34 protein-coding genes are annotated in these 26,484 nt (G+C 71.3%); 21 read left to right on the plus strand and 13 right to left on the minus strand.

The window, feature by feature from the left end:
• Positions 1 to 3: 3 nt before the first annotated feature.
• From ABD973_RS29595 to ABD973_RS29645, 11 genes are all read left to right on the plus strand, one after another.
• Positions 4 to 855: a phage tail family protein gene (locus ABD973_RS29595; protein WP_345503151.1), complete on the plus strand. Its 852-nt coding sequence runs from the start codon at positions 4 to 6 to the stop codon at positions 853 to 855.
• A gap of 10 nt (positions 856 to 865) precedes the next feature.
• Positions 866 to 1,918, plus strand: coding sequence for a hypothetical protein (locus ABD973_RS29600; RefSeq protein ID WP_345503153.1), 1,053 nt, complete (start codon positions 866 to 868; stop codon positions 1,916 to 1,918).
• Complete coding sequence (locus ABD973_RS29605) at positions 1,918 to 2,997, plus strand: hypothetical protein (RefSeq protein WP_345503155.1); 1,080 nt, start codon at positions 1,918 to 1,920, stop codon at positions 2,995 to 2,997. Before ABD973_RS29600 ends, ABD973_RS29605 begins: the two co-directional genes overlap by 1 nt.
• The gene (locus tag ABD973_RS29610; RefSeq protein WP_345503157.1) at positions 2,994 to 3,578 is read left to right on the plus strand and encodes a hypothetical protein; all 585 of its coding nucleotides are present in this window, start codon (positions 2,994 to 2,996) and stop codon (positions 3,576 to 3,578) included. The genes ABD973_RS29605 and ABD973_RS29610 overlap by 4 nt, the downstream gene beginning before the upstream one ends.
• 177 nt (positions 3,579 to 3,755) lie before the next feature.
• Positions 3,756 to 4,607, plus strand: coding sequence for a peptidoglycan-binding protein (locus ABD973_RS29615; protein WP_345503159.1), 852 nt, complete (start codon positions 3,756 to 3,758; stop codon positions 4,605 to 4,607).
• Positions 4,608 to 4,625: 18 nt separating this feature from the next.
• On the plus strand, positions 4,626 to 4,877 hold the full coding sequence (locus ABD973_RS29620) for a hypothetical protein (RefSeq protein ID WP_345503161.1): 252 nt from the start codon (positions 4,626 to 4,628) through the stop codon (positions 4,875 to 4,877).
• Complete coding sequence (locus tag ABD973_RS29625) at positions 4,878 to 5,315, plus strand: hypothetical protein (protein ID WP_345503163.1); 438 nt, start codon at positions 4,878 to 4,880, stop codon at positions 5,313 to 5,315.
• Positions 5,305 to 5,655, plus strand: a complete 351-nt coding sequence (locus tag ABD973_RS29630) for a hypothetical protein (protein WP_345503165.1) — start codon at positions 5,305 to 5,307, stop codon at positions 5,653 to 5,655. The genes ABD973_RS29625 and ABD973_RS29630 overlap by 11 nt, the downstream gene beginning before the upstream one ends.
• A gap of 88 nt (positions 5,656 to 5,743) precedes the next feature.
• Positions 5,744 to 6,373 carry a hypothetical protein gene (locus tag ABD973_RS29635; protein WP_345503167.1) on the plus strand — a complete coding sequence of 210 codons (630 nt, stop codon included), beginning with the start codon at positions 5,744 to 5,746 and terminating at the stop codon, positions 6,371 to 6,373.
• Positions 6,374 to 6,575: 202 nt separating this feature from the next.
• Positions 6,576 to 7,259 carry a recombinase family protein gene (locus ABD973_RS29640; protein ID WP_345503168.1) on the plus strand — a complete coding sequence of 228 codons (684 nt, stop codon included), beginning with the start codon at positions 6,576 to 6,578 and terminating at the stop codon, positions 7,257 to 7,259.
• Entirely contained in the window at positions 7,256 to 8,638 is a 1,383-nt protein-coding gene (locus tag ABD973_RS29645; RefSeq protein WP_345503170.1) for a GIY-YIG nuclease family protein, read from the plus strand. The genes ABD973_RS29640 and ABD973_RS29645 overlap by 4 nt, the downstream gene beginning before the upstream one ends.
• Positions 8,639 to 8,813: 175 nt before the next feature.
• On the opposite strand, the gene ABD973_RS29650 is transcribed toward ABD973_RS29645, so the two are convergent.
• The 5 genes from ABD973_RS29650 to ABD973_RS29670 form a co-directional block, all read right to left on the minus strand.
• Entirely contained in the window at positions 8,814 to 9,050 is a 237-nt protein-coding gene (locus tag ABD973_RS29650; protein ID WP_345503172.1) for a hypothetical protein, read from the minus strand.
• Between the two features lie 23 nt (positions 9,051 to 9,073).
• On the minus strand, positions 9,074 to 9,409 hold the full coding sequence (locus tag ABD973_RS29655; protein ID WP_345503174.1) for a DUF6233 domain-containing protein: 336 nt from the start codon (positions 9,407 to 9,409) through the stop codon (positions 9,074 to 9,076).
• A 143-nt stretch (positions 9,410 to 9,552) separates the two neighbouring features.
• A complete protein-coding gene (locus tag ABD973_RS29660; RefSeq protein WP_345503176.1) occupies positions 9,553 to 10,263 on the minus strand; it encodes a PP2C family protein-serine/threonine phosphatase in 711 nt (236 codons plus the stop codon).
• Positions 10,264 to 10,313: 50 nt separating this feature from the next.
• A complete protein-coding gene (locus ABD973_RS29665) occupies positions 10,314 to 10,541 on the minus strand; it encodes a hypothetical protein (protein WP_345503178.1) in 228 nt (75 codons plus the stop codon).
• Between the two features lie 43 nt (positions 10,542 to 10,584).
• Complete coding sequence (locus tag ABD973_RS29670; protein WP_345503180.1) at positions 10,585 to 11,547, minus strand: hypothetical protein; 963 nt, start codon at positions 11,545 to 11,547, stop codon at positions 10,585 to 10,587.
• 133 nt (positions 11,548 to 11,680) lie between these two features.
• On the opposite strand from ABD973_RS29670, the gene ABD973_RS29675 reads away from it, so the two are divergent.
• Entirely contained in the window at positions 11,681 to 11,875 is a 195-nt protein-coding gene (locus tag ABD973_RS29675; protein WP_345503182.1) for a hypothetical protein, read from the plus strand.
• 180 nt (positions 11,876 to 12,055) lie between these two features.
• Here the strand turns inward: ABD973_RS29675 and ABD973_RS29680 are convergent, their stop codons facing one another.
• From ABD973_RS29680 to ABD973_RS29695, 4 genes are all read right to left on the minus strand, one after another.
• On the minus strand, positions 12,056 to 12,286 hold the full coding sequence (locus tag ABD973_RS29680) for a helix-turn-helix transcriptional regulator (RefSeq protein WP_345503184.1): 231 nt from the start codon (positions 12,284 to 12,286) through the stop codon (positions 12,056 to 12,058).
• Positions 12,287 to 12,599: 313 nt separating this feature from the next.
• On the minus strand, positions 12,600 to 13,256 hold the full coding sequence (locus ABD973_RS29685) for a phosphatase PAP2 family protein (RefSeq protein WP_345503186.1): 657 nt from the start codon (positions 13,254 to 13,256) through the stop codon (positions 12,600 to 12,602).
• Positions 13,257 to 13,289: 33 nt separating this feature from the next.
• Positions 13,290 to 14,228, minus strand: a complete 939-nt coding sequence (locus tag ABD973_RS29690; protein ID WP_125597259.1) for a M56 family metallopeptidase — start codon at positions 14,226 to 14,228, stop codon at positions 13,290 to 13,292.
• A 102-nt stretch (positions 14,229 to 14,330) separates the two neighbouring features.
• Positions 14,331 to 14,888 carry a DUF5134 domain-containing protein gene (locus tag ABD973_RS29695; protein ID WP_125820217.1) on the minus strand — a complete coding sequence of 186 codons (558 nt, stop codon included), beginning with the start codon at positions 14,886 to 14,888 and terminating at the stop codon, positions 14,331 to 14,333.
• Positions 14,889 to 15,019: 131 nt separating this feature from the next.
• Between ABD973_RS29695 and ABD973_RS29700 the strand changes: the two genes are divergently transcribed.
• Positions 15,020 to 15,562, plus strand: a complete 543-nt coding sequence (locus ABD973_RS29700; protein WP_125820216.1) for a GNAT family N-acetyltransferase — start codon at positions 15,020 to 15,022, stop codon at positions 15,560 to 15,562.
• A 5-nt stretch (positions 15,563 to 15,567) separates the two neighbouring features.
• Here the strand turns inward: ABD973_RS29700 and ABD973_RS29705 are convergent, their stop codons facing one another.
• The gene (locus tag ABD973_RS29705; protein WP_125602530.1) at positions 15,568 to 16,260 is read right to left on the minus strand and encodes a glycerophosphodiester phosphodiesterase; all 693 of its coding nucleotides are present in this window, start codon (positions 16,258 to 16,260) and stop codon (positions 15,568 to 15,570) included.
• Between the two features lie 256 nt (positions 16,261 to 16,516).
• On the minus strand, positions 16,517 to 17,167 hold the full coding sequence (locus ABD973_RS29710; RefSeq protein WP_164720831.1) for a PadR family transcriptional regulator: 651 nt from the start codon (positions 17,165 to 17,167) through the stop codon (positions 16,517 to 16,519).
• Positions 17,168 to 17,216: 49 nt separating this feature from the next.
• Between ABD973_RS29710 and ABD973_RS29715 the strand changes: the two genes are divergently transcribed.
• The 5 genes from ABD973_RS29715 to ABD973_RS29735 all read left to right on the plus strand — a co-directional run bounded on the left by ABD973_RS29715 (position 17,217) and on the right by ABD973_RS29735 (position 22,509).
• Positions 17,217 to 18,359: an LLM class flavin-dependent oxidoreductase gene (locus ABD973_RS29715; RefSeq protein ID WP_125820214.1), complete on the plus strand. Its 1,143-nt coding sequence runs from the start codon at positions 17,217 to 17,219 to the stop codon at positions 18,357 to 18,359.
• A gap of 212 nt (positions 18,360 to 18,571) precedes the next feature.
• Positions 18,572 to 19,978 (plus strand): DUF6421 family protein, encoded by a 1,407-nt coding sequence (locus tag ABD973_RS29720; RefSeq protein WP_125602524.1) that lies wholly within the window; start codon positions 18,572 to 18,574, stop codon positions 19,976 to 19,978.
• 26 nt (positions 19,979 to 20,004) lie between these two features.
• Positions 20,005 to 20,754: an SDR family oxidoreductase gene (locus ABD973_RS29725; protein ID WP_125820213.1), complete on the plus strand. Its 750-nt coding sequence runs from the start codon at positions 20,005 to 20,007 to the stop codon at positions 20,752 to 20,754.
• Positions 20,751 to 21,812: a threonine aldolase family protein gene (locus tag ABD973_RS29730; RefSeq protein ID WP_206436482.1), complete on the plus strand. Its 1,062-nt coding sequence runs from the start codon at positions 20,751 to 20,753 to the stop codon at positions 21,810 to 21,812. Before ABD973_RS29725 ends, ABD973_RS29730 begins: the two co-directional genes overlap by 4 nt.
• A gap of 97 nt (positions 21,813 to 21,909) precedes the next feature.
• The gene (locus ABD973_RS29735) at positions 21,910 to 22,509 is read left to right on the plus strand and encodes a transglutaminase-like domain-containing protein (RefSeq protein WP_125820211.1); all 600 of its coding nucleotides are present in this window, start codon (positions 21,910 to 21,912) and stop codon (positions 22,507 to 22,509) included.
• On the opposite strand, the gene ABD973_RS29740 is transcribed toward ABD973_RS29735, so the two are convergent.
• Complete coding sequence (locus ABD973_RS29740) at positions 22,445 to 23,692, minus strand: MFS transporter (protein WP_345503195.1); 1,248 nt, start codon at positions 23,690 to 23,692, stop codon at positions 22,445 to 22,447. The two genes, ABD973_RS29735 and ABD973_RS29740, sit on opposite strands and share 65 nt — an antisense overlap.
• Before the next feature lie 82 nt (positions 23,693 to 23,774).
• Here ABD973_RS29740 and ABD973_RS29745 point away from each other — a divergent pair, with 82 nt between their 5' ends.
• Complete coding sequence (locus ABD973_RS29745; RefSeq protein ID WP_345503197.1) at positions 23,775 to 24,374, plus strand: CGNR zinc finger domain-containing protein; 600 nt, start codon at positions 23,775 to 23,777, stop codon at positions 24,372 to 24,374.
• 7 nt (positions 24,375 to 24,381) lie between these two features.
• Here the strand turns inward: ABD973_RS29745 and ABD973_RS29750 are convergent, their stop codons facing one another.
• Complete coding sequence (locus ABD973_RS29750; protein WP_125602512.1) at positions 24,382 to 25,110, minus strand: lysophospholipid acyltransferase family protein; 729 nt, start codon at positions 25,108 to 25,110, stop codon at positions 24,382 to 24,384.
• A gap of 190 nt (positions 25,111 to 25,300) precedes the next feature.
• On the opposite strand from ABD973_RS29750, the gene ABD973_RS29755 reads away from it, so the two are divergent.
• Complete coding sequence (locus tag ABD973_RS29755; protein ID WP_345503199.1) at positions 25,301 to 25,675, plus strand: TlpA family protein disulfide reductase; 375 nt, start codon at positions 25,301 to 25,303, stop codon at positions 25,673 to 25,675.
• Between the two features lie 246 nt (positions 25,676 to 25,921).
• Positions 25,922 to 26,455, plus strand: a complete 534-nt coding sequence (locus ABD973_RS29760; RefSeq protein ID WP_345503201.1) for a flavin reductase family protein — start codon at positions 25,922 to 25,924, stop codon at positions 26,453 to 26,455.
• Positions 26,456 to 26,484 lie beyond the last annotated feature (29 nt).

A 26,484-nucleotide genomic window follows, 5' to 3' on the forward strand; every position in this document is an offset into this window, starting at 1 on the left:
CCAGTGGCAACCCAGCTGGGCAGCCGGCCCGTCACCCTGGGGTCCCTGCAGCTGTCGATATCCGACGACTCAGGGGTGGACTGGGTGGTAACAGACCTGCAGGGGTGGAGCTCTCCCGGCGTGCGCGCCGAGGCCTCTCCCCGGCAGGCCGACCACGGTTCCTGGCCCGCCCCCGTCTACCTGGATGCCAGGCCCATCACCATCGTGGGCAGCATCGAAGCACAGACGGAGTCGGCCCGCGACGCCGCAGTCGAGCAACTCATCGCAGCGGTGGCCCTCGAGGACACGATCCTGACCGTCGCCGAGTCCATCCCCAAGCAGGTCACGGTCAGGCGGTCGGGCGACGTCCTAGTTCAGCTCGAGGGCCCGTACAACGCCAGCTACAGCCTGATGGTCACGGCCTACGACCCCCGCCGCTACTCCACCACGCTGCAAACGCAGTCCACCGGCCTGCCCTCGGTCACTGGCGGCCTGACCCTGCCCATCAGCATGCCGATCAGCTTCGCCACCACGATCACCGGCGGCGCCTTCACGCTGATCAACGACGGGTCGATCGGGACCCGACCGGTCTTCACCGTGCAGGGGCCGGCCGTCAACCCGATCATCGTCTGCACACACCCCGACGGCACGGTCGACCAGCTCTCATACGCGGCAACGCTCGTCCTCGGCGACACCCTCGTCATCGACACCGCCGCCCACTCGGTCACCCTCAACGGCACCGTCAGCAGGCGCCGCTACCTCTCCGGCTCCTGGCCCGAGATCGGACCAACCAGCTCACTGGCGGTCCAGTGGTCCGCCCTTGCCTACGACGCCGCCGCCCTGCTGACCGGCACCTGCCGGTCAGCCTGGATGTAAGGAGGCCCCCGTGGTCGCCACCGATCCCCTCTGGTTGGGCCCTCTCACCTACGACCAGGGCGAAGTCCGGGCCATGGACTCCATGATGGTCATGGCCAACGGCACTGCCCTGGGCTCCCGCGCCGGCATCCGCGCCGGCGACCCGGGCCTTGCCGTAAGCCTCGCCGGAACCACCGTCAACGTCACCGGCGGCGTCGCCATCCTCCACCGTGCCGGCCAGGGCGTGTACCGGGCCCAGCTCGCCGCCACCAGCCCCGGCACCCTCACGGCCGCCAATGCCAGCTTCAGCCGGATCGACCTCGTCTACCTGCGCGTCTGGGACACCACCGTCGACTCCTCCGGGTTGAACAAGGCGGACACGGTCTACCTTGCCGGCACGCCGTCCGGCTCCCCCGTGGCCCCCACTCCGGGCGCGACCGAAATCTACATCCCTCTCGCCACCATTACGGTGCCGTCTACCGGCGGCGGCGGCACTGGCGCCGCAACCGTCTCCTCGACCGTCCGGCAGGTCACGGTGGCGCCAGGCGGGATCCTGCCTGTTAGCTCGGCGGCCGACATTGCCATCTCAGGCGCCTACACCGGACAGACACGGTTCAACGCGACACGCGGGACCCTCGAGACGTGGAACGGAAGCACATGGATGGCCCCGGGGGACTGGGTGACCTACACGCCCACCTGGACCGCGACCGTCAACCCCAGCCTCGGAAACGGCACCATCAGCGGGCGGTACAGCCTGCTCGGGAAGACGTGCCACGCGCGCATCAACGTGATCATGGGGTCGACCACCACTTACGGCACTGGTGAGTACAAGTATCTTTTGCCTTTCACTGCGGCCACGTTGCCGAACCTCGAGAACTCTTGGGTCGGCTCCGCCCTCGCAATCCGACCCTCGACCTCGTACCACCCCTGCGTCGTCCGCATCCAGTCGCAAGGGGCCCACTGCAAGGTCATGGGCCCGACCGCGGCAGACGGGTCCTCCGGCGCCACCTGGAACCCCACAGTGCCCATCACCTGGGCAAACACGCACCAAAAGAACATCACCGTCACCTACGAGATCGCCTGATGTCCGGCCCGTACACGCTCGCCTGGTACGCCGTCGACCTGCGCAGTGGGCAAATCGCCGAGGAACTCCGGTCACTACGCAACCAGCCACTCAGCCGGCGCCTCGGGGCCGTCACCTCCAGCTCTGTCGAGCTGGACCTCGACGGCGCACCAGCCGAATGGAAAAGTGCCACCGACCCCGCCCGGACGCTCCTCCTCGCCGTCGACACCGTCACCGACACGCCGATCTGGTCCGGGGTCCCACTATCCCGCAAGGGTGGTTCGTCCAGCGCGCTTTCCCTGTCCGCGGCCACCCCCGAGGCCTACCTCGACCGCCGTTACACCTCCCACGCTGCGGCCGACACCGACATTTCCACCATCATGGAAGGAGTCGCGGCGCCACTCCTCGCCAACGGGCCGCCCTTCAGCATCGACGCCAGCCTGTGCGGCACCCTCGCCGACTACACGGTGCTCGACACCGAGGACAAGACCGTCCTCTCCTGCCTGCAGGAGCTCGACTCCATCGAAGGTGCACCCGAGTGGACGGTCGACACGGTCTGGGCTGACGCCGCGCACACCGCAGTCGAACTCGTCCTGCGCATCGCACCGCAGATCGGCACCACCGAGACGGTCGGAGAGGCTGTCTTCGACCTGCCCGGCTGTATCGGCTCCTACGAACTCGACGAGTCCTACGAGCGGGGCAAGGGAGCGAACTCCATCACCGCAAGGGGCGAGGTCGAAGGCGGCTCGCGCAGCACCTCCTCCACCCTCACCGACACCGATCTCCTCGCCGACGGGTGGTGCCTCTGGGAGCACCACTACAGCCCGGCGTCCGGAATCATCTCCAGTACGCAGCTCAACGCCCACGCCGCGGCCTCCCTCGGCCTGATGCGCGGTGGGGCTCAAGCCTGGACACTCCAGGCGGTCGCCTCCGTGGCGCCCCGGCTGGGGATCGTGTGGGGGCTAGGCGACTCCCTGACCGTCGCCATCGCCCGATCGCCCCGTCACCCGGCCGGCATCACGGTCACCGCGCGGGCTTACGCCTGGGAACTGGACCCGGCCAGTGATCGCATCAGCCCGATTCTGCTGGAGGACTCGTGACACGACGACTCGACCAGCTCCCCAGCGTCCCGTCTGACCTGTGGCGGACGGTCAAGCGGCTGGAGCGGATCGTCAGTGAGAGGGCGGCACAGCTCCTCACCGTGCTCCGTCGCGGAGACGGCAGCTCGGCCTTCGCCTTCGGTCCCGGCTGGACCTGGTACGACGTGGGCGGGATGCCGGTCCTGGCCGAGGACTACGTCAGCGGCCAGGGTCTCGCCCTGCCCTACCTCGCGATGCCCTCGGCGCCGGCAAGGTACACAGACTGGCCCGGGTCTACGTCCGCCACGTTCGAGGACATCCACCGGATCAGCACGTACAAGCAGCAGCCGTTCGGCTTCGTCATCATCGGCCACACCTCCGACGCCGGCCCCACCACCGGTGAGGTCCAAGTGACGGTCAACGGCACCGCGGTAGCCGCAGCCACCAGCGTCACCTTCAGTCAGACGGCCACCACCGTCGGACCGTTCACCCTCCCCGGCGCGGTCCGCGACCAGGTCGACATCCGAGTCCAGGCCCGGCGCACCGCCGGCGCCGGGAGCGTGAAGTGCACCATCCTGGCCGCCTCCCAGATCCAGTCCTAGGAGGTCCTGTGGGTCAGCCCATCGAAGTGCCGCCCGGCTCCCTCGACGTCGTCCTGCCGCTGCCCGTGTCCGAACAGCGCCCCGCAGCCGGCCAGGAACCGCCCGACCCGCCACCCGTCATCGAACAGCCACCCCGCCCCCGCAACGACGGGGGCTTCTTCATGCCCAGGAGCCACCATGGGAGAGATCTGGATCCCCGAGGCGATCAGACTCGGTGACGGCGTCATTGGCGGCGCCATGGACACCCCGAATGCGCCGCCACGGGCGGTAGACCACACCACCGAGGGCAGCTCGGGAACCCTTGCAGCGTTCCGAGACACCGCCGACTACCTGATCGAGAAGGCGTCCGAGCCTCACCTGCTGTACGACCCCATCATCGACATGCTCGGCCAGTTCGGGCCGCTGAACCAGTCCGCCCGTGCTCTGCGCAACGACGGGACCCTGCGAACCAACCGCACCGGACTCGTCTGCATCCAGATCGAGTTCATGGCCAAGGCCGCCAAGCCGTTCACCAGCTACTGGACCCCCGGCCCCAACTACCGCGCCATGATGAGGGCCGTCCGCTCCTGGGGTGTCCCGGACGTCTTCCCGGCAGGACGGCTATCGCGGACGGGCAGCGACGACGTCTCCCGCTCGAGGTCCACCTGGACCACGCAGGGCGGGTGGTTCGGCCACTGCCAGGTGCCTGGGAACGACCATTGGGACCCCGGCGACCTCGACATCGCGGCCCTGTTCTCGGCGGCCGGAACGGCGCAGCCGCCCGCACCCCCGAAGCCCACCTACGAGCCGTTCCCTGGCGCCGGCTTCTTCACCCCTGGCCGCCGCTCCCCGATCATCGCCGCCATGCACGCCCGGCTCGTCGCCGTCGGCTGCAACCGGTACCAGAGCAACACCAACCTCGACGTCTGGGGCTCCGGCGACAAGGCGTCCTACGCAGCCTGGCAGCGCAAGCTCGGCTACACCGGCACCGACGCCGACGGCATCCCCGGCCCCACCTCCTGGGCCAAGCTCCAGGTCCCCAACGTCTGACCCCTCGAGAGGATCACCATGGAACTCCTGCCCTCCGGCGACACCGTCATCAAGACCGGCGCCACCTACGCCCGGGACCTCGCCGAGCGCGTGGTCACCACGTTCCTGCAGGCGTTCATCGCCACCCTGGTCGTGACGCAGCCCTTCGACCTGAGCATGTGGCGTACCGCCGCCCTCGCCGGCGTCGCAGCCGCGGTCGCGCTCGTCAAGGGCGTCGTCGCCCGCGTCATCAGCGTCACCAACTCGGCCTCCCTCGCCAAGGGGGTCTAAGTGTGGCGCTGCCACGCGGCCCGGATTCTCCGCGTCAAGCTGGGCCGCCGCGGCGCGATCCTCTCCTGCTACGGACTCGTCTGGATCCTCTACGGATACGCGCAGCTCATCACTCCCCAGCCTGACCAGCGCGGGCTGGGACTCCTCCTCCGGCTCATGCCCCTCGAGGCATGGGGCTGGTGCTGGATCGTCGCAGGAATCACCGCGCTGGCATCTGCGTGGGCTCCGCCGGGCCGCGACGCTGCGGCCTTCTACGCACTGCCCCTGGTGGTGGTGCCGTGGATGGCCTCGTACCTCGTCGCCTGGCTCGACGGGGGCTTACCCCGCGGCTGGGTGGCGGCAGCCGTGTGGGCGGCCATCACCGCCCCGGTCCTTGTGGTCGCAGGGTGGCCCGAGCCGCCCCGCACCAAGAGAGCGGAGCCCCCCTATGAGTGCTGAGACCTGGGCGTCGATCGGCGTCACCGGCGCGACCGCCATGGCCGGCATCTTCGCCGGCCGAGCTGCGCGGCGCACCCGGCGGCAGGAGTCCCGGGACGACTTCTCCGCTGTAACGGACCGCATGGACAAGGAACTGCAGCGTCAGGGCGGGGAGATCAAGGCGCTCCGAGACCGCGCCGCCGCATCGGAGAAGCAGGTCGAAGGCGCCCTCGTCGCGGTGTCGTACCTCATCGACCGAGTCCGCGGCCTGACCGTCCACATCCGCTCCCTCGGCATGGAGCCCCCCGCGGCGCCGCCCATCCCCGACCGGGCCCGCGAGTTCATCAACCACGACCTCTGAGCGGGAGAACGGTCAGCCCCCACGCTTCGGCGTGGGGGCCTTTCGCTGTGCCCCGGCTTAGCATCAGGCCATTCAGGGAGGAGTGCAGATGCTGATCGCACAGTCCGCGTGGACCACGGCAGCACAAACGGTGCCGGTCGCAGCGCTTACAACGGTGGCCCTGGGAGCCGTCCTCGCGCCGTGGATTGCTCGCCGCCAGGAGGCTGGCAAGAAGCAGGCCGAGGCGGAGGCGAATCTGCGGCAGTTGGTCTTGGAGAAGCGTGCCGAGGTGGTCTACGCCCGCGAAGGGCTTGACGCCAGCAGCACCTACGATCCGAGCCGGTTCACCGGCCGACTGCTGGCCTCGTTCGCGACGTCGGTCGTGTCAGAGGCCCGCAAGCTCAGGAAGCGACAGCAGCGAGAAGTGCGCGAGGCGCTCGTTCAGTTGGTCGGCGAGTGGCGGGTGGAAGTGGCCGAACAGGTTGGGCCGAGCCTCGATCGCGTGGATGAACATGCGTCGTTCGGGAACGAGCGGGTCAAGGAGTCGGTCCTGTTCCAGTACCAACGGAGAGCGATCGAACGGCTGACCCCTGAGGCCGAGGTTCTCCCTGCAGCAGTCATCGGCTACCTCGGTGTGATGGAAAGATCGGCACTTCCGCATGAAGACCACCCAGCAGCCTTGGCTGCGTTCGATCGGCTCGTGACGGCCGTGGGCGGAGCACCCAAGCTTGGAGCTTGATTGATAGCCCCTGCTGCCCACGCAGTAGGGGCTTCACGCTGTTCCGGTACGGACTGGCTGTTCATCAATCGATCGGTTGTTGGACGGTGTGCCTCGGTGGAGCCATCCAGGCACTTCTAGACCCGCATGCCGTCCATAAAGGGTGTCCAAAAACTCAACACGTTCATCACCCATCAACCACCCTTTTCTGTACGGTTCTTTCATGACCACCGCCGCCCAGTGGGCAGCCGACGGCGAAGACACCCTCGCCGCGTTCCCCGCCAACGTGACCGGCGTCCTCATCGGATACGCCCGCGTCTCCACCAAGGGACAGAACCTCGACCGACAGATCGCCGCACTCGCCGACTGCGGCTGCGCCAAGGTCTTCGCCGACAAGAAGTCCGGCAAGACTGTCGAGCGCGAAGAACTTTGGAAGGCGCTGGAGTACGCCCGCCCCGGCGACACCCTCGTCGTTCCATCCCTCGATCGACTCGGCCGGTCCATCCAGGACCTCATCGCCATCGTCGCCGGCCTCCGCAAGCGCGGCATCGGCTTCCGCTCACTCCACGAAGCGCTCGACACCACCACCCCCGGCGGCAGGCTCGTCTTCCATGTCTTCGCCGCGCTCGCCGAGTTCATCCGCGAACTCATCGTCCAGGGCACCCACGAGGGCCTCGCTGCGGCGCGCGCCCGCGGCGAACGCATTGGGCGGCCGCCAGCTATGACGCAGGAGCAGATCGTTCACGCGCGTTCCATGCTGGCGAACCCCGAGGCGTCGATCACCTCGATCGCCAAGCTGCTAGGTATCAGCCGGACCACGCTCTACAAGTACGTGCCGGAGCTGCGGGCAGGACACCGGCCCTCCGTCGGACAGCAGCGCGCGGCCAGGGAACTGGAGGAGTCGTGAGCCCGGCCGTGGGGCGCATCTACGCCCTCTCCGATCCGCGGGACGGAGTCGTTCGGTACGTCGGACAGACCACGAAGGCGTTGGAAGAGCGGCTCGCAGGCCACCTCTCCAGCCCTGCCAGCAAGGTTGCTCCTTGGATCGCTGAACTCAGGGAGGCTGGCATCGCACCACTGATCACCATCCTGAGGGAGGACGTACCTGTAGCCGAACTGCTCGTCGCGGAGCGGGAGGAGATCACTCGGCGCGTCGTCGCCGGCGAGCCGCTATTGAATCAGGCGAGTACGGCTGCGGGTCGACGCATAGTCGAGCGCGAACAGGCAGAGCTGAAGGCTAAGCAGCGCGAGTCGGCGTGGGCCGAATTGGCGCGGAACTGCAGGGAGGCGCTCGGCGGACCGTTGGCACCAGGCGACGTGTCGGGGCTGCCTCTGGAGGAAGCGGTCCAGGAGGCCCTTCTGCGCCTACAAGCGGCGGAGGACCCAGAAGGCGATGCGCTTACCGGTGGCCTGAGCAGCCAGATTCGTTTACTACGCACCCAGCAGAGGGTCAGTGAAGAACTGTGGAGGAACTGTCGCTCAGTCTGGGGGCGACTCCGGGGCGCCGATGACGGCCTTGACTTCCACCTGACATCCCTCGTCAGCCATGTAGCTCGGCGCCCCGACATGCCTAGCGCAGACGCCTTGCGGTATCTCTCCTTGATCCCGTGGGCAGTCTCCGCTGCAGCCCCTTGGGCTGCCTTGGCCCAGCGAGCCGGCATGTCTCTAGAGCCAGCCGCCTTCAGCGCCTGGGCTGGCGGGAGGGCGGAGGTAGCCGCCGCTCTCTCTGATCTCGGGTTGTACTACCCGGAGATCTTCACGGTGCTGGCTTCCCGGGAGAATCCAAGCGACCGTTGGCGCGCGTCATCACACCTGGCCGCGGCCGTGGCGGCCCACACCTCCGGACAGGTCCCCGACGTGGTGGCGCAGGATGTGAGAAGCGTTCTGCGCGAGATTGCCCGAGACAAGATGCTTACGCCAGCCATGGCCGAGTTGCTCGCCTCGCTCGACCCGAGAGCTTTGGAGGAGATCTTCGGCCCCGATGCCGCACGGGCCGCGGATGCACAGCTCGGCCTGCCGCCCGGGACGGCTGTCCAAGTTCTACGGTTCGTGCTTGAGCACAAGGGCATCGGCCACCTTGGGGTTCTGGACCGAGTGGTTGCCCGTGCGGCTGAGGTGTTACCGAGCGCTCCGTACCCCGACTACAGCACGTGGTACGGCCGTGGCATCCCGTCTGCCCGCGCCATCACGGCCTCGCTCGCTGACGCCGGGCTCATCTCACTGCCAGATGATTCCTCGTGGCCCCAGGTGCTGCGTGAACTCCGGGAGATGTGGCAGACCACTTGAGGCTGCCCAGCGCGACGGACGCCCGCTTCCGCATCCAGCGGGGGCGGGCATCTCGTTTTCGGAACTCCCTCTGTCATATGCCTACCGCCGCTCGACCTGCGGGTCTACGGTGCTGCCACCGGACCATCCCGGGCCGGCGCCCCTCCCGGCTCCCCACGGGAGGGTCGTCGCGCGCCTACGGCTCGTCGGTCTCCTCGTACACGTGCGGCCTTCCGCCCTGCCAGGCGATGACCTCAGAGTCGCCGAGCACCAGCTCGTCCGGATCCGGCACCTCGATCCGGCGCAGAAACTCAATCAGGTCGGCGTCCGAGTAGGCCACGCCGAGGACGGTGTCGACACCGTGGACGCGGATCACCACCCGTCGGCCGCCCGACGGTGAGATCCGGTGTACGAGGATCGGCGCCTGGCCCATCTCTTCAGCCTGCGGCCGGTCGGTCAGTCCAGCACGCCGAGCGCGGCGGCCGACCGGCAGTAAGGGCACGACTCCAGCTGGTCGACGCCGAGGGCACGAAGCGCCGCCTCCCTGGTGAGCGGCCTGCGGCGGAAGCCCTTGCCGCCGATGCCACACCCGCCGACGTGGACGCGGACCGGCCGGCGGCCGAGGTCCAGCTCGAGCTCCCAGTCTGGTGGCGGCGGGAGAGGCAGGCGGGCGGCGACCTCGGCCTGGCGCGCCTCCTCGACGGCGATCTGCCGCTGGACCCGGGCGAGGGTCATCTCGAGCCACGTCTCCAGGGTGCGGAGGCGGGGTAGGTCGGGCGGCAGATCGGACACAAGTTCGATTCTACGCCGATTGGCGCATGTGATTGTCAGACCCCTCCACCAGAATGGGCGCATCACACCGGCACTAGCTAGCGGGGATGCTGCTGCGCCGGCTACTCCGCCCGTCGGGACAGCGACCGACGGGCGGAGGCATGTCAGGCCCCGACGAGCAGGACGACTGCCGTCGCATCGTCCCGGTAGCCGTCGCCGTCGGCCTCGACCGCCGCAACGAGGGCATCCGCCAGCGCTTGCGGGTCGTCGGCGTGGGCCTCGACGAGCTTCTGCAGCTGCTCGTGCCCCAGCGTGTCATGAACGCCGTCGCTCGTGAGAAGGACCAGCTGGTCCTCGACCTCCGCGAAATGCACGGTGGCGATGGATGAGCGTCCGAGCGTCGCCCGGATCCAGTTGTCGTGGGCCTCGGCTAGCTCGATGGCGACACCCCCGTTGATGCGGAGGTACTGCCCGACCGTGTGGTCAGTGCTCCGCTGCCGCAGCACCGCACCGTCCCAGCCGTACACCCTGGCGTCGCCCGTCCAGGCGATGGACGTGTCCGAGCCGGGCTCGGCAATCGCGACGACGGCGACCCCGTCCGGCGAGATGCTCGCAGCGGCCGGCGCACCCACCAGCTCGGCCGCGGCCAGAATGCCGAGCGTCGCGGTCTTGCGAGCACCGACTCGGGCCGCGACCTCCGCCGCGATATCGGCGAATCGGGCGACCTCGGGGTTGCTGCCGATGCCGTCCACGACGGCCGCGCCCACCACCGCAGTGTCGGGTACGAGATGGATCGCCGCTGCGTCAGCGTTGTGGTCGCGGACGCCCCGCCGACTCGCCTTGGCCGCCCGGATCACTCCTGCATTTGGGGTCATACCGCAACGGTAGGGGTGCGACTGGTGCCGTTGCTGGTGTTTGCCGAGGCCTACTCCCCGGGCTCGGAGTGCCGTACCACCTTCTTCACCGCGGCCTCGACCTTGTTGCGGGGCTCGCCGATCTCCTTCGCGTAGGCGGTGACCGCGGCCTGGGCCGCGCCAGCCGCCTCCCGCCAGGCCGCCCAGGCCTCGGGGGTCGGGTCTGCGCGGACGGCCTCGTGTGCCGCGTCCGACGTGCGTTGGAGCTGGATCAAGTCGTTGGTCAGTTCGATTGCCACCCGCAGATCCTAGATCGCCGATCGGGCCTTGCCCTGCATCCCCCTAACGGCGCGCCTCCCACCGCCCGTACCAGCCCATCAGCTGGTACGTGGACCGCATCCCCAGGGTCATGCGGGCTTCCGTCAGATCTGCGGTGAGCTGGCGAAGGCTGATGCCGATCCGATGAGCGATGGTCTCCTTGGCATAGCCGGCGGCCATGTCGCCCAAGATCTTCAACTGCCTTTCCGTCAGCACATTCGTGTCCCAGGCCAGGGACTCCGCCCACGTGTAGGACGACTCCCACAGGTGCGTATACACCCGGCGCGCCCAGGCCACCGCGGCGCGATCGGTGATGTGCCACCCGGCGGCAACCCCGGGCTGAGGGCCGGAGTAGTCGTCGATGAAGAGATTGCTGCTGTCCACGATTAACGTCCGGATGAACGGCTGCCGGTGGATCCGCACGCCACCGCCCTCGGCAATGAACTGCTCCACGTAGTCACGCGTTTCGGGCTCGGTCAGTGCGGCAGGCCCGTAGAGGAGCCTCACCGCCACCCCCCGGCGGAGCAGTGTGAGGCTGCGATCGAGGCCGGTCTTGAGCGATTTCGGGTTCCGGCGCGCTCGAGGAATGGGCTGAGCCGACAGGCACTCGACGGTCGCGCGTGACGAGGCCTCGCCGATGCGGGTATCCATCTGTGTCATGGTCTGCAGCAGCTCACTTCCCGCCTGCCCGACCTTCCGCCTCGGCTCGTAGACGGCCTGAAGGGCCTCCAGCTGGGGTAGGAGCCTCAGCTGCTCTATGACTGCGGAGAGTTCGGCTTGCCTGGCTTCGAGGAGCTTCTGGAGGGCGTCACGGGGGTCGACAGCGACGGGGTGCTCGTCGGCGTAGTGGCTCTGCACGACGAGGCCGAGCCGGAGGAGCCGCTCGGGGGTCCCGTCCAGGGCTTCGCCGGCCGCGACGGCCTTGTAGTCGTCAATGTCCTGGGCGGTGAGCGGCAGTATCGACCCGTTCTCGTCGTCGGCTTCCACGGTTCCCCTTTCTTCCGGATCGCGCACTGCCTGTACTGACAGCCTGACGAGTCTGGACGCAGGCACATGCACATGGCAATGTTTCGAACCGGAACGGGCAACCACTCGCCTGTTCGAATCGGGAGGGGTTGAAATGATCGCCAAACGCCTGGCCCTGGCCGCAGCGGCAGTTGCCGCCGCCGCGTTCGCCGTACCCGCAGCCGCCGACGAAGCACCGACCGCGCCGGCTCCGGCCGTCGTCGCCGACATCGGCTGGGGCATCGCGCCGGCCGGACCGACCCCGACGCCCACCCCCACGCCGACGACCGCCGACATCGGCTGGGGATAGGGATACACCTCCCGCTCGCCCCCACGGCGGTGAGGGCGAGCGGGATCTCGCTGCGCGGCTTCACACCCCGTGCGAACACTACGTGTGCATATATGCGCGCTACGTCTACCGGACCGGCATATGACAGGGCAGGATGGGAACCCCGCCCGATGGCCGAAAGTGGGCGGCTGAAGAGTAGCGCTACGGCATGAGGTCCCTCGCCGGGAGGCGAAGGGCGCGCGCAAGGCGGAGTAGCTGCGAGAACTTCGGATCCGTCTTGCCGGCCTCTGTCTTCTGCAGGGTGGTCCGGTCTACCCCGGCCAACTCGGCAAGCTTCTCCTGGGTGAGGTCCGCCTCCATGCGGGCGTCGCGGATCCGGTCCCCGAGTCTGATACGGGCTTCGAGGATCCACGGGGGCGTAGCGGGTTGCACCCACTGAACACTTAAACATCAAGATCGTTTTGTCTGCGGGATGTATCCCGCATTTTCTGATCTTGGAGAATCGGTCGATCGAACGGTTGCTTCTCCGGATGTGCCGGCGCCCTGCCAGGTGGCCCCCTCGGCGGTGGCCGGCGCAAGGCGGCCCCCCTTCGTGGCCGAAGGGGGGCCGTCGACTTGCTGGGGGAGAGTGTGGGAGAAAAATGGGAGATGATCTCCCCCACGGAACCCAGAGGAACCCAGAGGAACCCAGAGGAGCGGGCGTCGATGCAGGCCCTAGCGCTGGGGATTCACCCGTTCGCCATGGTCACAGATCTGCTCGGGGCGACGCGGGGGATCGCCCCGGGCAGGCATGCCGGAACGCCGCGAGCGACACCACGGCCACGCCCAGCAGCCAGCCCGCGAGCACGTCCGAGAACCAGTGGACGCCCAGGTAGATCCGGGTGAAGCCGACCCCGAGCACCGACACCGCCGCCACCGTCCAGGCCGCGGCCACCGCGCCCCGCGGCGCCTTCGCGGGCAGCAGCCACAGCAGCAGCCCGCACACCACCGTGGCCGTCATCGCGTGGCCCGAGGGGTACGCCGCGAAGTGCGCCGTCGCGACCGGATCCGGCCACTGCGGGCGGGCCCGGCCGATCAGCGCCTTCAGTCCCTGCTGCACCGCCGCTGCCGCCAGCACCGCCGCCCCCACCCGTACCGCCCGCGAGCGGTCCCCGCGCGACCAGAGCCACAGGCAGGCCACGGCGGCCACGGCGCGCATCGTCCACGGGTCCCAGACCCAGTCGGCGAGGACCCGCACGAGGTGGGTGACCCCGCGATGGGTGACGGCGTAGGCGTGCAGGTCCCGCGCGAGCCGGTCGTCGTACGAGATCAGGGGCGGCCAGTGCGCCACCACGAGCACGGTCAGCACGGCCGCGAGCAGCGCGCAGCCTACCCCGGCCCTGGAAAGCCACGTGTTCCGCATGCCCTTGATCCTGTCAGCACGCGGGCCGCGCCCTCAGGTCAGCGCGCTCAGCCCCGGTACGAAGGCCACGAGCAGCGGAACGGCCGGAACCAGCGCGGCCAGCGCCGTCAGTCTCAGCCGCCGCGTCGGCGACAGGCGCGGCGGGGCCGACAACAGCCGCCGCACCCGCTGCGGGACGTGCGCCTCCTCGGGCCCGCACGGGCCGAACACGCCCCGGTCCTCGTTCAGCCCGACCAGGGCCAGGGCGACGGTCAGCCGGCCGTAGCGCCGCGAGGCCACGTCGTCGGCCGCCAGTTCCACCAGCCGGTGCATCTGCGCCTCGAACGCCGCGAACACCGGCACCTGCGGGAACCCCTGGGCCAGCGCCCGCGAACAGTGCAGCAGCCAGTCGTGCCGGGCCGCCACGTGCCCCTGCTCGTGCGCGAGCACCGCGTCGAGCTGGCTGCCCTTGAGCCGGCCCAGCGCCGCCGTGGTCACCACCAGCCGCGGCGCCGGCCCGGGCTGCCACCAGGCCTCCGGACGCGGACCCTCCAGCACCACCAGGCGCGCCGCGGCCGGGTCTTCGCCCGGCAGCAGCGGGGCCCGGACCAGGAGTTCGGCGCCCCGGGCGCGTCGCCGGGCCCGCGCCCGCAGCACCTCCCGCGCCAGCATCGCCCCGGTCCACAGCCCCCCGCAGGCCAGCGCCAGCGCCGTACCCGCGGCCCAGGCGCCGCCCTCCGCGCCCAGCGCGTACGCGTCGGCCACCCCGTGCGGGGCCGCGGCGAACAGCCGGCCCCGCACCGCCTGCCAGGCGGCGGCCGCGCTCAGCAGCATCGACAGCGCCAGACACAGCAGGGTCGCGGCCACCACGCACTGCCACACCCACAGCGCGACCACCGGTTCGCGTTCGGGCCACTGGGCCCGGGCCAGCAGGCGGGGCGCGAGCACCGCGGTCAGTGCGCCGAGCAGCAGGAGAGCGGCGGGGACCATCATGTCCGCCAGCCTATGAGCGCGGCCCCGCCCACCGGTACGGGCTCGGGGCATTGGTGACGCAGGACACGTCACCCCCGCGCCCCGACCCCCTTGCCGCGGGCCTCACATGGCCAGAAGCATCGCCAACATCCCCGTCCCCATGGCCAGTCGGCAGGCCCGCGTCAGCTCCCCGGCCCCGCCCGGCACTCCGCCCGGCGCCCCGCCCGGGACGGGCGCCACCGGCCGCGCGGCCCCGCCCGCCGTCACCAGCCGGGCCCCGCCCAGCAGCACGTACCCGGCGTAGTAGAGGAGGAGCGCCCCGGTCACCACGGGCAGCCCCGCCCGGCCGTGCCCGTGTCCGGCGGTCATGGCTAGGGCCATGTACGCCATCGCCAGCGAGCCGACCAGGTGGTGCGCGTGGTGCACCCCGTCGCGCAGCAGCCACAGCGCGTGCAGCGCCGCCCCGCAGAAGACGGCCAGCAGGACCGCCGGGCCCCACGGCCCGGTGTCCGCCGGCAGGGCCATCGCCGCCATCCCGAAGCCCATCACCGCCTCGCCGGCCGCCGCCCCGCGCGTGCGCCGGTCCGCTCTGCGCGCCCGCAGCAGGCAGTACCCGCCGCTCGCCGCGCACAGCGCCACGAGCATCCAGGCCAGGGTGAGGGGCATCGCGGATCCGTGCACGGCGGAACCTCCCGGTTCGTCGGCGTCAGCAGAAGGGATTCCCTGCTCACGCCGCCCTCACGCCGACCCGGGTTAGGCTCTGCTTGCCGTACGAGGCATGTCATATGCCGCCGCGATGAACGGAGCCCCCGATGCCGACCGCCCAGCCCGCCGCCGCCCTCAGCTTCCGCAGCGCCGTGGAGGCGGACGTACCGGACCTGGTGGCCCTCGTCGAGTCGGCCTACCGCGGCGACGCCAGCCGGGCCGGCTGGACCACGGAGGCCGACTTCCTGGACGGGCAGCGCACCGACCCCGAGGGCGTGGGCGCGATCATCGCCGACCCGGACGGCATCCTGCTGGTGGTGGAGCGCGCGGGCGAACTCGTCGCCTGCTGCCAGCTCGAACACCGCGGGGACCACGCCTACTTCGGCATGTTCGCGGTGCGCCCCGGGCTCCAGGGCGCCGGCCTCGGCAAGGAGGTCCTGGCGGAGGCCGAGCGCCGGGCCCGCGAGACCTGGGGCGCCGAGCAGATGCGGATGACCGTGGTGAACGTACGGGAGGAGCTCATCGCCTACTACGTGCGACGCGGCTACGAGCGCACGGGCGAACTGAGCCCCTTCCCCTACGGCGATGAGCGCTTCGGCGTGCCGCTCCGCGACGACCTCGCCTTCGAGCTGCTGGTCAAGGCGCTGTAGTACGCCTACGCGGTGAAGCGCCCGGTGCTGCGGACCTCCGGGAAGTCGGTGGCCGCGCCGTCCAGTTGCAGGGCCCGCGCCAGCCGCAGCCGGTCCAGGGTGTCGACCGCCCGCCCCGTCACCCGCAGCCCCGCCGCGTGGGCCGCCTCCACCGTCTCCAGGGTGAGCCGGCGGATGTCCAGGGCCACGGTGCGGGCGCCCGCCGCCAGCGCCAGGTCCACGAGGTCCTCGGCGGCCGCGCCGGGCCGCTCCGGGTGCAGGGCCGTCCGGACGCCGGGGGCCCGCCGGGCGACCTCCGCGAGCAGCTCCCCGTCCCCGGAGGCCACCTCCACCCGGGCGCCCAGGTCGCGGCGCACGATCAGCTCCGCGAGCGCGGTGGCCGCGGCCCGGTCCCGCACCGACACCTGGAGCGGGACGCGGACGGCGTCCAGGACCTCCTCCAGGACCGGGACGCGCTCGCCCTGACCGGCGTCCAGCCCGCGCAGCTCGGCGAGGGTCAGGTCGGCGACGGCGCCCGTGCCGTCGGTGGTCCGGTCGACCTCGGCGTCGTGCAGGACGACCAGGGCGCCGTCCTTGCTGAGGCGCACGTCCAGCGCGATGACGTCCATCCCGCAGCGTTCCGCGCGCAGGAACGAGCGCAGGGTGTTCTCCGGCTCGACACCCATGACCCCGCGGTGACCGATGGTGAGGAAAGTCAAGGTTCTCTCGCTTCCGTCGAGGGCGGCTCCCCGCACGGTCGCGGTGTCCCGACCGGCCGCGCGCGGTGAGGACGCATGCTAGTGCGCCCCGCGCGCGATGGGACCGGTCGTGCAAGGGCCCGCGGAAGCCCTCCGGCCGCTTCCCGCCAGGGGTGCGCGCCGCCCGGCGGGCTGGGGGCGCCGCGTCGCGTCACCCCTGCGTGGGCGCGTCCCCGCCGGCTTGACGCGGCGCCGTGCCGACGGGCCGCGCACCGGCTCAGCCGGCGGTCCCGGCGGCCCGCTCCCCGGCTCCCGGGACGTGCCCGGCGGGCCTCTCCCCGGCTCCGGCGGTCCGTGCCGCGGCCTCGCGGAGGTCGTCGAGCAGGGCGCCGGCCAGGTCCAGCTCGGCCAGGTGCTGCCGCTCGCTCCAGCGCAGGGCGAGCACCGGGAAGGCCCATTCCGGTACGTCCGCGGCGTGCTCCATCGCCTCCCGCACGGCGGCCAGCTCGCGCCGGGTCCGCTCCACGTGGTCCTCGACCATCGCGCGCAGCCGTTCCGGCTCGGCCAGGTGTCCCAGCCAGATCCGCAGCAGGAGCCCGTGCTTGAGCACCGGAGGCCCGGCGTCCGCGGTGTCCGAGGCCCAGCCCGCGAGGGCCTCGCGGCCCGCCTCCGTGATGGCGTAGCGGCGCTTGGCGCGGACCTCCTCGGGCCCCGAGCGCGCGGAGGCCGCGTATCCCAGCTCCTCCAGGCGGCGCAGTTCGGCGTAGATCTGGCTGATCGCGGGCGACCAGTAGAAGAAGCGGAGGGAGGAGTCCGCCCACTTCTTCAGCTCGTAGCCGGTGCGCTCGCCGGGGAACGACAGCAGGCCGAGCACCGCCCACGCGGTCGGCGGGAGCTCTTGCTTCTTCGAAGTCTGACTACTAGTCATATTCCTAATCGAAGTAAGACCGGGCACGGGACGCATCCCTGGAGGCATCGTGAAATTCTCCGTGATCTTCGAGGCTCAGCTGGCCGATCCGACCGTGGAACGGGAACACCAGGTCATCCGGGACTGCGTCGAGCAGGCGGTCCTCGCCGAACGCATGGGATTCGACCGGATCTGGGCCGTCGAGCACCACTCCTTGAAGTGGTACGCACACATGAGTGCCCCGGAGGTCTTCCTGACCTGGGTCGCGGCCCGGACGGACACGATACGCATCGGCCACGGCGTCGTGTGCATGCCCTTCAACTTCAACCACCCGGTGCGCGTGGCCGAACGGGCCGCGATGCTCGACCTGCTCTCCGGCGGGCGGCTCGACCTGGGCGCCGGGCGCGGCGGCACCGAGCAGGAGACCTCGCTGTGCGGGGTGGACCGGGAGCGCACCACCGCCGAGGTGGAGGAAGCGCTGCGGATCATCGGGAAGGCCTGGCAGGAGGAGGAGCTGGAGTACCGCGGCGAACTGCTGGACATCGGCCCCCACCCGATCCTGCCGCGCCCGGCCCAGCGGCCCCATCCGCCGCTGTTCCTGGCGTGCAGCCGGGGCGAGACCCTGGTGCAGGCCGCCGAACTGGGCGTCGGGGCCCTGGTGATGGGCTTCGCCGGGCCGGAGTCGATCGCGGGGATGCGGGCGGTGTACGACGCCGCGCTCGCCGCCCGCGACGGCAGCCGGTTCGTCTCCACGGCCGTCAACGACCACTTCTCGGTGCTCTGCCCGACCATCGTGCTCGACGACCCCCGGGAGGCGCGCCGGATCGGTGTCCGGGGGCAGCGGTTCTTCGCGCAGTCCATCGGGCACTGGTACGGCGGCGCGGGCGTGCCGGACGAGGCGGTGGTGGCCGGCGCCGACGAGACGGCGCAGATGCGCCGGGCCGCCGAGCAGGTGGTGGCCCGGCTGCACGAGCTGGACATCCCGGTGCGGCCGACCTCCACCGCCACCTTCAACGCCGACCACGCCTACGGGAGCGCGGACGAGGCCATCGCGTACGTGGAGCGGCTGCGGGCGGCCGGCGCGGACGAGGTGATGTGCCTGGTGCAGATGGGGACGGTGCCGCAGGAGGCCTGTCTGGAGACCCTGCGGCAGTGGGGGGAGAAGGTCATCCCGCACTTCCGGGAGGAGCGCGGCGGTGGGGAGCGCGCCTGAGTGGGGGAGTCCCCTCTTTCTTTTCGCCGTGCCGCGGGGGAGGCCGAACGGGTCAACTACTAGGCGGAGTGGTGGATTCCACCGTGAGTTACGGGAAGACTTCCGGTGGAGTGGGGGGTCCCACAGGATATTTTCCTTAGATTCCTCTTGAGCAGGGGAGCCTCGCATGCATACGCTGTCTTAACGCGAGGTTCTCCTGTGGAGGAAGTGACATGACGGAAACTCTTGTGCCGGGCTCCGGCGGTGCCGTGATAACCGCTGGCGCGCGGGTGGTCGACCACCCCGCCTGGCCCGTGCTCAAGGCCGCCGTGGAGGAGATCCGCCCCTGGCAGGCCAAGGACGGATCGATCGACTTCGACGCCGAGGGCGCCCCCGCCCGCGCCGACGTCGAGGCCGCCGTGGAGCGGGTCGCCGGCGCCGTCGAGGAGCTGTCCCCGCTGCTGCCGCACGCCACCGCGTACCACGCGGCGCTCGTCGCCGACCTGCGCAAGTGGGTCGCCCAGGGCTTCGGCGTGCCGGACTTCCTCGACTCCCTGCTGGCCTTCCACCCGGCCGCCCAGCGCGCCGACGGCCTGCAGCACCTCGTGGTCTTCCCGATGTACACGCAGAACGGCAACCCGGACCGCAACCTCGAGGCCGTCGTCCTGAAGATGGTGTGGCCCGAGTGGCTCTCCGAGCTGGAGCGCACCCGGTACGACAACCCGCTCTTCCTCGGCATCACCCTCGAGGACTTCACCCCGGGCTACGACACCCACTCCGCCGTGCTCTTCCCGGAGACCATCGCCGTGCGCGAGGCCCCCGAGCGCTTCACCTGGGGCGGCATCTTCTGCGACCGCGAGGCCGCCCGCTACCGCAAGGTGACCGGCGCCGCCGTGGACATCCTGGGCATCGAGCTGCCCGAGGACATCGCCCGCATGGTCGAGGACCAGGAGCGCTGCGAGAAGGCCTTCGTCCTGTGGGACATGGTCCACGACCGCACCCACAGCCACGGCGACCTGCCGTTCGACCCGTTCATGATCAAGCAGCGCCAGCCGTTCTGGATGTACGGCCTGGAGGAGCTGCGCTGCGACCTCACCGCCTTCAAGGAGGCCGTGAAGCTGGAGTCCGAGGGCAACGAGCACGGCCGTGACGTCCAGTACGCCGTCCTCTTCGACCGGATGTTCCGCTTCCCCGTCTCCGGTGACCGCAACCGCAACTACGACGGCCTCGGCGGCCAGCTGCTCTTCGCGTACCTCCACAAGCACGACGTCGTGCGCTGGACGGACAACAAGCTGAAGATCGACTGGATGCGTGCCCCGCAGGTCACCAACCAGCTGTGCGCCGAGATCGAGGACCTCTACCGCGCGGGCATCGACCGCCCGAAGCTGGTCCACTGGTTCAAGGCCTACGAGCTGGTCTCCACCTACCTCGCCCCGCACCCGGGCTCCAAGTGGGCCAAGGGCCCCGACGCCCTGGACCTGACGCAGCCGCCGCGCAAGCTCGTGGACGACGTGCTTCCCGACGAGTTTCCCCTCAGCATGTTCTACGAGGCCCTCGCCAAGAAGCTCAAGGGCGTGATCGCCTCCACCAAGGGCATCACCCCGGCGAACGCGGACGACACCGAGCGGGCCGCCGCGTGAGCGACCGCGCACAGGAGGCTGTACGGATGAACGGCAATGGGACGCTCCACGGAGCCGTCGTGGCGGTGGCCGGGGCCGGCGGCCCCGCCGGCCGCGCCGCGCTGATGCGCCTCGCCGAGGCGGGGGCCACGGTCGTGGCCTCCGACGCGGACGCGGCGCGCCTGGCGGAGGCCGTCGACGCCGCCCGCTACGCCCACGGAGGCGCCACCGTCACCGGCGACACCGTCGACCTGCTCGACCTGGAGGCCACCAAGGCCTGGGCCGAGCGCACCGAGAAGGAGTTCGGCCGGATCGACGGCCTGGTCCACCTGGTCGGCGGCTGGCGCGGCAGCAAGACCTTCACCGACGTGGACCTCGCGGACTGGACCTTCCTGGAGAAGCTGCTCATCCGCACCGTCCAGCACACCTCGCTGGCCTTCCACGACGGGCTGCTGCGCAGCGACCGCGGACGCTACGTGCTGATCAGCCAGTCCGGCGCCCACAAGCCGGTCGCCAACAACGCCGCGTACAACGCCGGCAAGGCGGCCGCCGAGGCCTGGACCCTGGCCATGGCGGACTCCTTCCGCAAGGCCGGGGGCGAGGACGGGCCGCAGGCCGCCGCCGCGATCCTGGTGATCAAGGCCCTGGTGCACGACGCCATGCGCGCCGAGCGCCCCAACGCCAAGTTCGCGGGCTTCACCGACGTCAAGGAGCTGGCCGAGGCCATCGCCGGCGTCTGGGAGCGGCCCGCCCCCGAAGTGAACGGACAGCGTCTGTGGCTCACCCCGCAACCGTGAAGACCGACGCCCGCCGCCACCACGACCCGGCGGTGCGCGGCTTCGCGAGCGACAACTACGCGGGGGTGCATCCGGAGATCCTGGAGGCCATCGCGCTCGCCAACGGCGGCCACCAGGTCGCCTACGGCGAGGACGAGTACACCGAGCACCTGCAGAAGGTCATCCGGAGCCACTTCGGCCCGTACGCGCAGGCCTTCCCGGTCTTCAACGGCACCGGCGCGAACGTCACCGCCCTCCAGGCGATGACCGACCGCTGGGGCGCCGTGATCTGCGCCAAGACCGCCCACATCAACGTGGACGAGGGCGGCGCCCCGGAGCGGATGGCCGGCCTCAAGCTGCTCGCCGTGCCCACCCCGGACGGCAAGCTCACGCCCGAGCTGATCGACCAGGAGGCCTGGGGCTTCGAGGACGAGCACCGGGCCATGCCCCAGGTCGTCTCGATCACCCAGAACACCGAGCTCGGCACGGTCTACACCCCGGACGAGATCAGGGCGATCTGCGAGCACGCCCACGGCCTGGGCATGAAGGTGCACCTCGACGGTGCCCGGATAGCCAACGCCGCGGCCTCGCTCGACGTGCCGATGCGCACCTTCACCAACACGGTGGGCGTCGACGTGCTGTCGTACGGCGGCACCAAGAACGGCATGATGTTCGGCGAGGCCGTGGTCGTGGTGAACCCGGACGCGGTCCGGCAGATGAAGCACGTCCGCAAGATGTCGATGCAGCTCGCCTCCAAGATGCGCTTCGTGTCGGTGCAGCTGGAGGCCCTGCTCGCGAAGGACCTGTGGCTGCGCAACGCCCGCCACGCCAACGCGATGGCGCAGCGGCTCGCGGCCGGTGTGCGCGAGACGGACGGGGTGGAGATCCTCTACCCGGTGCAGGCCAACGCCGTCTTCGCGAAGCTGCCCCACGAGGTGTCGCGCCGGCTCCAGCAGCGGTACCGCTTCTACTTCTGGGACGAGGCCGCCGGTCACGTCCGCTGGATGTGCGGCTACGACACCCAGGAAGAGGACGTGGACGGCTTCCTCCAGGCGCTCAAGGAGGAGCTGTCCCGCTAGGGCGCCCGCTGCCGCGGCCTGCCGCATAAGTGAATAGATATGCCCCTGACCGTAAATCTATTGATCTACGGTCAGGGGCATGCCTATGCTCCGGCCCATGCAGCTCACCCAACAAAACCCGGACATCCACGCGTACTTGGCTTCTGACGAGGCCATCGACCACTGGCACCCCCTGGTGCAGGAGACCGCCGACGCCCTCTGGTCGGCCACCGGCGATGCATACTCATACGCCAAGAGGGCCTTCGAATTCGTCCGGGACACCATCGCGCACTCGGCCGACTCCGGCGACCCGCGCGTCTCCTGGCGCGCCTCCGACGTGCTCGCCACCCGCAACGGCATCTGCTACGCCAAGTCCCACGCCCTCGCCGCCCTGCTGCGCGCCCAGGGCATCCCCGCGGCCCTGTGCTACCAGCGCCTGACCCGGGACGACGGCACGGCCCCGGTGGTCCACGGGCTCGTCGCCGTCCGGCTGCCCGGCGCCGCGGCCTGGTCGCGGATCGACCCGCGCGGCAACAAGCCCGGCGTGGACGCGCGGTTCAGCCTCGACCGGGAGCGGCTCGCCTTCCCGGTCCGCCCCGAGCTCGGCGAGGCCGACTACCCCGAGCTCCACGCCGCCCCGCACCCCGCCGCGCTCAAGGCGCTCCAGGAGTCCGCGGACCGGCCGGAGCTGTGGCGGAACCTGCCGACGGCTCTGTGACCCCCTCGGCCGGTACGGGCTTCCCTCCCGCCATCAGCGCGTGCAGCGCGGCGGCCGCGAGCTGCAGTACGGCGATCCCGAGCAGCAGCGTCCACGGCGGCGCGGCGGCGGCCAGCCCCACGAGGGCGGCGCCGGTCGAAGCCGCCGTGATCTTCAGTCCCGCCCCCAGCGTGAACACCTGCGGCCGCACCGCCGCCGGGGCGTTCTCCGAGCGGATCCGCAGCGTGGCCGTCAGCAGCGGCCCGTCGCAGTAGCCGGCCACCGCGAACGCCGCCGCCGTCAGCGCCACCGACGGCGTGAACGCCGCCGCCACGAGGGCCACCCCGGTGCCCGCCATGCCCCAGCGGGCCAGCCGGCCCGGCGCCACGCCCGTCATCCGGCCCAGCGTCAGGGACCCGGCCAGCGCACCCGCCGCGAAGGCCGTCATCAGGACCCCGCCCGCGCCCGGACTGCCGAGCCCGGTCGCCAGCAGCACCGAGGTGGTGGTCAGCGACCCGATGCCGACGAAGGCCAGGGTGGTCGCCGAGGTGATGGCCCTCAGCTCCCGGACCCGCCACAGGGCGGCCAGCCCCGCCCCCAGCCCGGCGCGGGGCCCCTCCGGTGAGGAGGAGCCCGCGTCCGCGCCCGGGCCCGCGTACGGCAGGGACGCCGCCAGCAGCGCCGCCAGCGCCGCCGAAGCCGCCAGCACCGCCATCGCGGGCCCGGCCGAGAGCACCGCCCCGACCACGCTCACCGCCGCCGGGGCCGTCACCGCCGCCGCGTTGTAGGTGGAGGCGTCCCAGCCGTACGCCCGGTCCCGCGCGGGGCCCTGCGGCAGCAGTCCCGCGACCAGGCTGGAGAGCCCGCCGGTCACCACGGGCCCACACGTCCCGCCCAGCACCGCCACCGCCAGCACCACCGGCACCGGAGCCCGGCCCAGCAGCGCCGACAGCGCCGCCACCGCCACCGTGAACCCCGCCAGCGCGCCCGCGTAGAACAGCCGCGGCCGCCGGGCCCGGGCCGCGGCGGTCCCCGCCAGCGGCGCGGCCAGCACGTGCGGCGCCAGCCAGGCGGTCAGCACGAACGCCCCGTGGGCCGCGCTGCCGGTGCGCTCCACGGCCAGCAGCACCACCGCCATGCCCATGCCCTCGGACGCGAAGCGCGCCGCCAGCGCCGCCGCCAGATACCGCCCGAACCCGCCCATCGGCGAACCCCCTCCGCGTTCGGTAACGTGTTAAGCGAAAAAGACGTTACGTCAGACGGGTGCAGGATGAAAGGATCCGTGCATGGCGGACCGGCGGAACCCGAGCGGCGGCTTCGCCGCGGCCCGCAGGCTGATCGAGCTGGCCGAGGCGGTCCGCGCGGACCCGGCGCTGCCGCGCGCCGCCCTGGCGGAACTGCTCGCCCGGCACGGTGAACGCCCGGAGGAACTCGCCCCGGAGGTCTTCACGGAAGCGGAGGCGGACGAACTGCGCGCCGCCGTCCGGCGCGTGGCCGAGGTGCTCGCCGAGACCGACGAGGACCGGGCGGCCGGGGCCCTCAACGCCCTGCTGGAGGAGTGCGCCACCCGGCCCCGGCTGACCCGGCACGACGGCCACTCCTGGCACCTGCACGTGGACCGGGGCGACGGGGCGGACTGGGGGGAGTGGTTCCTCGCCTCCGGCGCCCTCGTCCTCGCCCAGCTGCTCGCCGAGTACGGTCGCCTCGCCTGGGGGGCCTGCGCCGCGGCCGGCTGCGGCCGCCTCTTCCTCGCCACCGGCCCCGGCAGCGCCCGCCGCTACTGCACCCCGGCGTGCGCCACGCGCGCCAGGGTCGCCGCCCACCGGCGCCGCAGGCGCGAGGGCGCGGCGCCGGATCCGGCGGGTGCCCCCGCGGCCGGGCCGTAGGCCGGGGTCAGTTGGCCTCGCGCTCCTTGACCTGCGCGGCCGTCGGGGCGGTGCCGCCGAGGTGGGCCGGGAGCCACCACGAGTCCGCGGCGCCCTGCGGCTTGGCCGGGTAGGCGCTCTGCGCCGCCTCCAGCAGCTCCTGCACGCGCTCGCGCAGGCGGCGGGTGATGGCGCCCGCGAACTGGTCCTTCGGCGCCTCGATCGGCTCGCCGACGCGCATGGTCACCGGGATGTGGCTGCGCTTGAGGTCCTTGGGGCGGCCCTTGGTCCACAGTCGCTGCGTGCCCCACAGGGCCACCGGGATCAGCGGGACGCCGGCCTCCTGGGCCATGCGCGCCGCACCCGACTTGAAGCTCTTGAGGGTGAAGGACTGGGAGATCGTCGCCTCCGGGAACACCCCGATGATCTCGCCGGAGCGCAGCGAGTCCAGCGCGTGCTGGTACGCGGTCTCGCCCTGCTGGCGGTCCACCGGGATGTGCTTCATCGCGCGCATCAGCGGGCCCGAGACCTTGTGCCGGAACACCGACTCCTTGGCCATGAAGCGGACCAGGCGCTTCTGCGGGCGCGCGGTCAGGCCGGCGAAGATGAAGTCGAGGTAGCCGATGTGGTTCGACACCAGGACCGCCCCGCCCTTGCGCGGGATGTTCTCGGTGCCCTTCATGTCGATCCGGATGTCCAGTGCGCGGAAGAGGGTGTGGGCGGCACCGATCACCGGGGGGTATACGAGCTCAGCCATGAGGGGGAGGCCCCGCTTTCTGCCTGGGGAGGTGCTCCCGGCCGGAAGTTACGGCAGCGTAGGTACGCGGCCATTGGGGATCGTGCCCCAAACGCGGCCCGCTGGCCAGCCCAGACGCCCGCGCGGGGCGAGATTCTCGTCACGCGGGGAATGCCGGGCGCCGGACGGATGCTCGGACCAGGGTACGTACATGCGAACAGGGCGGACGGGAGCGGGTGTGCGCGGGCACGGAGAAGGAACGCGGGCGACGGGCGGGAAGGGGCCCCTCGGCGCCGCCGAGCTGGGGCGGGAGCCGGGGGAGCGGGCCACTCTGGTCCAGTTCTCCACCGCCTTCTGCCAGCCCTGCCGGGCCACCCGCAGGATCCTCGCCGAAGTCGCCGAAATGGTGGACGGCGTCGCGCACATCGAAATCGACGCCGAGCGCAACCTCGCACTGGTGCGCGCTCTCGGCATCGAGAAGACCCCCACCGTCCTCGTCCTGGACGCCGCCGGGCGGGTCGTCCGGCGCGCGGCCGGGACGCCCCGCAAGGCCGACGTGATCGCCGCGCTGGGGGCCGCGGTGTGACGGGCGCGCCGGTACGCGCGCCCGCACGCAGCGTGACGCGCCCGACATCTGCCCGCTGCGGCTTGACTGCGCGCGCGTGAGATCGCCAGGCTGGCCGCATGCGGTATGAACTCCTGCTTTACGGGCGGCTCCACGTGGACCTCGTCCGCCATGCGAGCGCGCGCTGTCGGGACCGCTGAAGGCCCCCGTCCAGGCCCCCGGTCCCCCCAGCACGTCCGCGACCCCGCGGCAGAAGGAAGCATCCCCATGACGGCCCCCACGGCCCCGCCCGTGTCCCTCGGCTCCTCCGACGACGACCCCCTGCCCGGCTCTCCCGAACTCCTGCGTTCCGTCTTCCGGCGGCACGCCGCGGGCGTCGCGGTGATCACCGCCGAGACCGGGGGCCGGCCCGCCGGCTTCACCGCGACCTCGCTCAACTCCGTCTCCGCCGACCCGCCACTGCTCTCGTTCACCATCGGCACCGGCGCCTCCAGCTGGCCGGCGGTGCGCGACAGCGAGTACCTCGGCGTCCACATACTCGGCGAGCACCAGCGGGAGCTCGCCGGCCTCTTCGCGCGCAGCGGCGCCGACCGCTTCGGGGCGCAGACCGAGTGGGCCCCCGGCCCGCACGGCGTGCCGCTGCTCGGCGGGGTGCTGGCGTGGATGGTGTGCCGGGTGGTCGCGCGGGTGCCCGCGGGGGCGCACCGGGTGGTCATCGCCGAGGCGGTGGCGGGGGACCCGGCCGGGGAGGGCCGCCCCCTGCTGTACCACCAGGGGCGCTTCAACGCGTTGCGGGACTGAATCGTCCCTGCTGGGGCGGGTTCGGGCGG

Source organism: Streptomyces racemochromogenes (genome assembly GCF_039535215.1).
In the GTDB taxonomy this organism is placed as follows: domain Bacteria; phylum Actinomycetota; class Actinomycetes; order Streptomycetales; family Streptomycetaceae; genus Streptomyces; species Streptomyces racemochromogenes.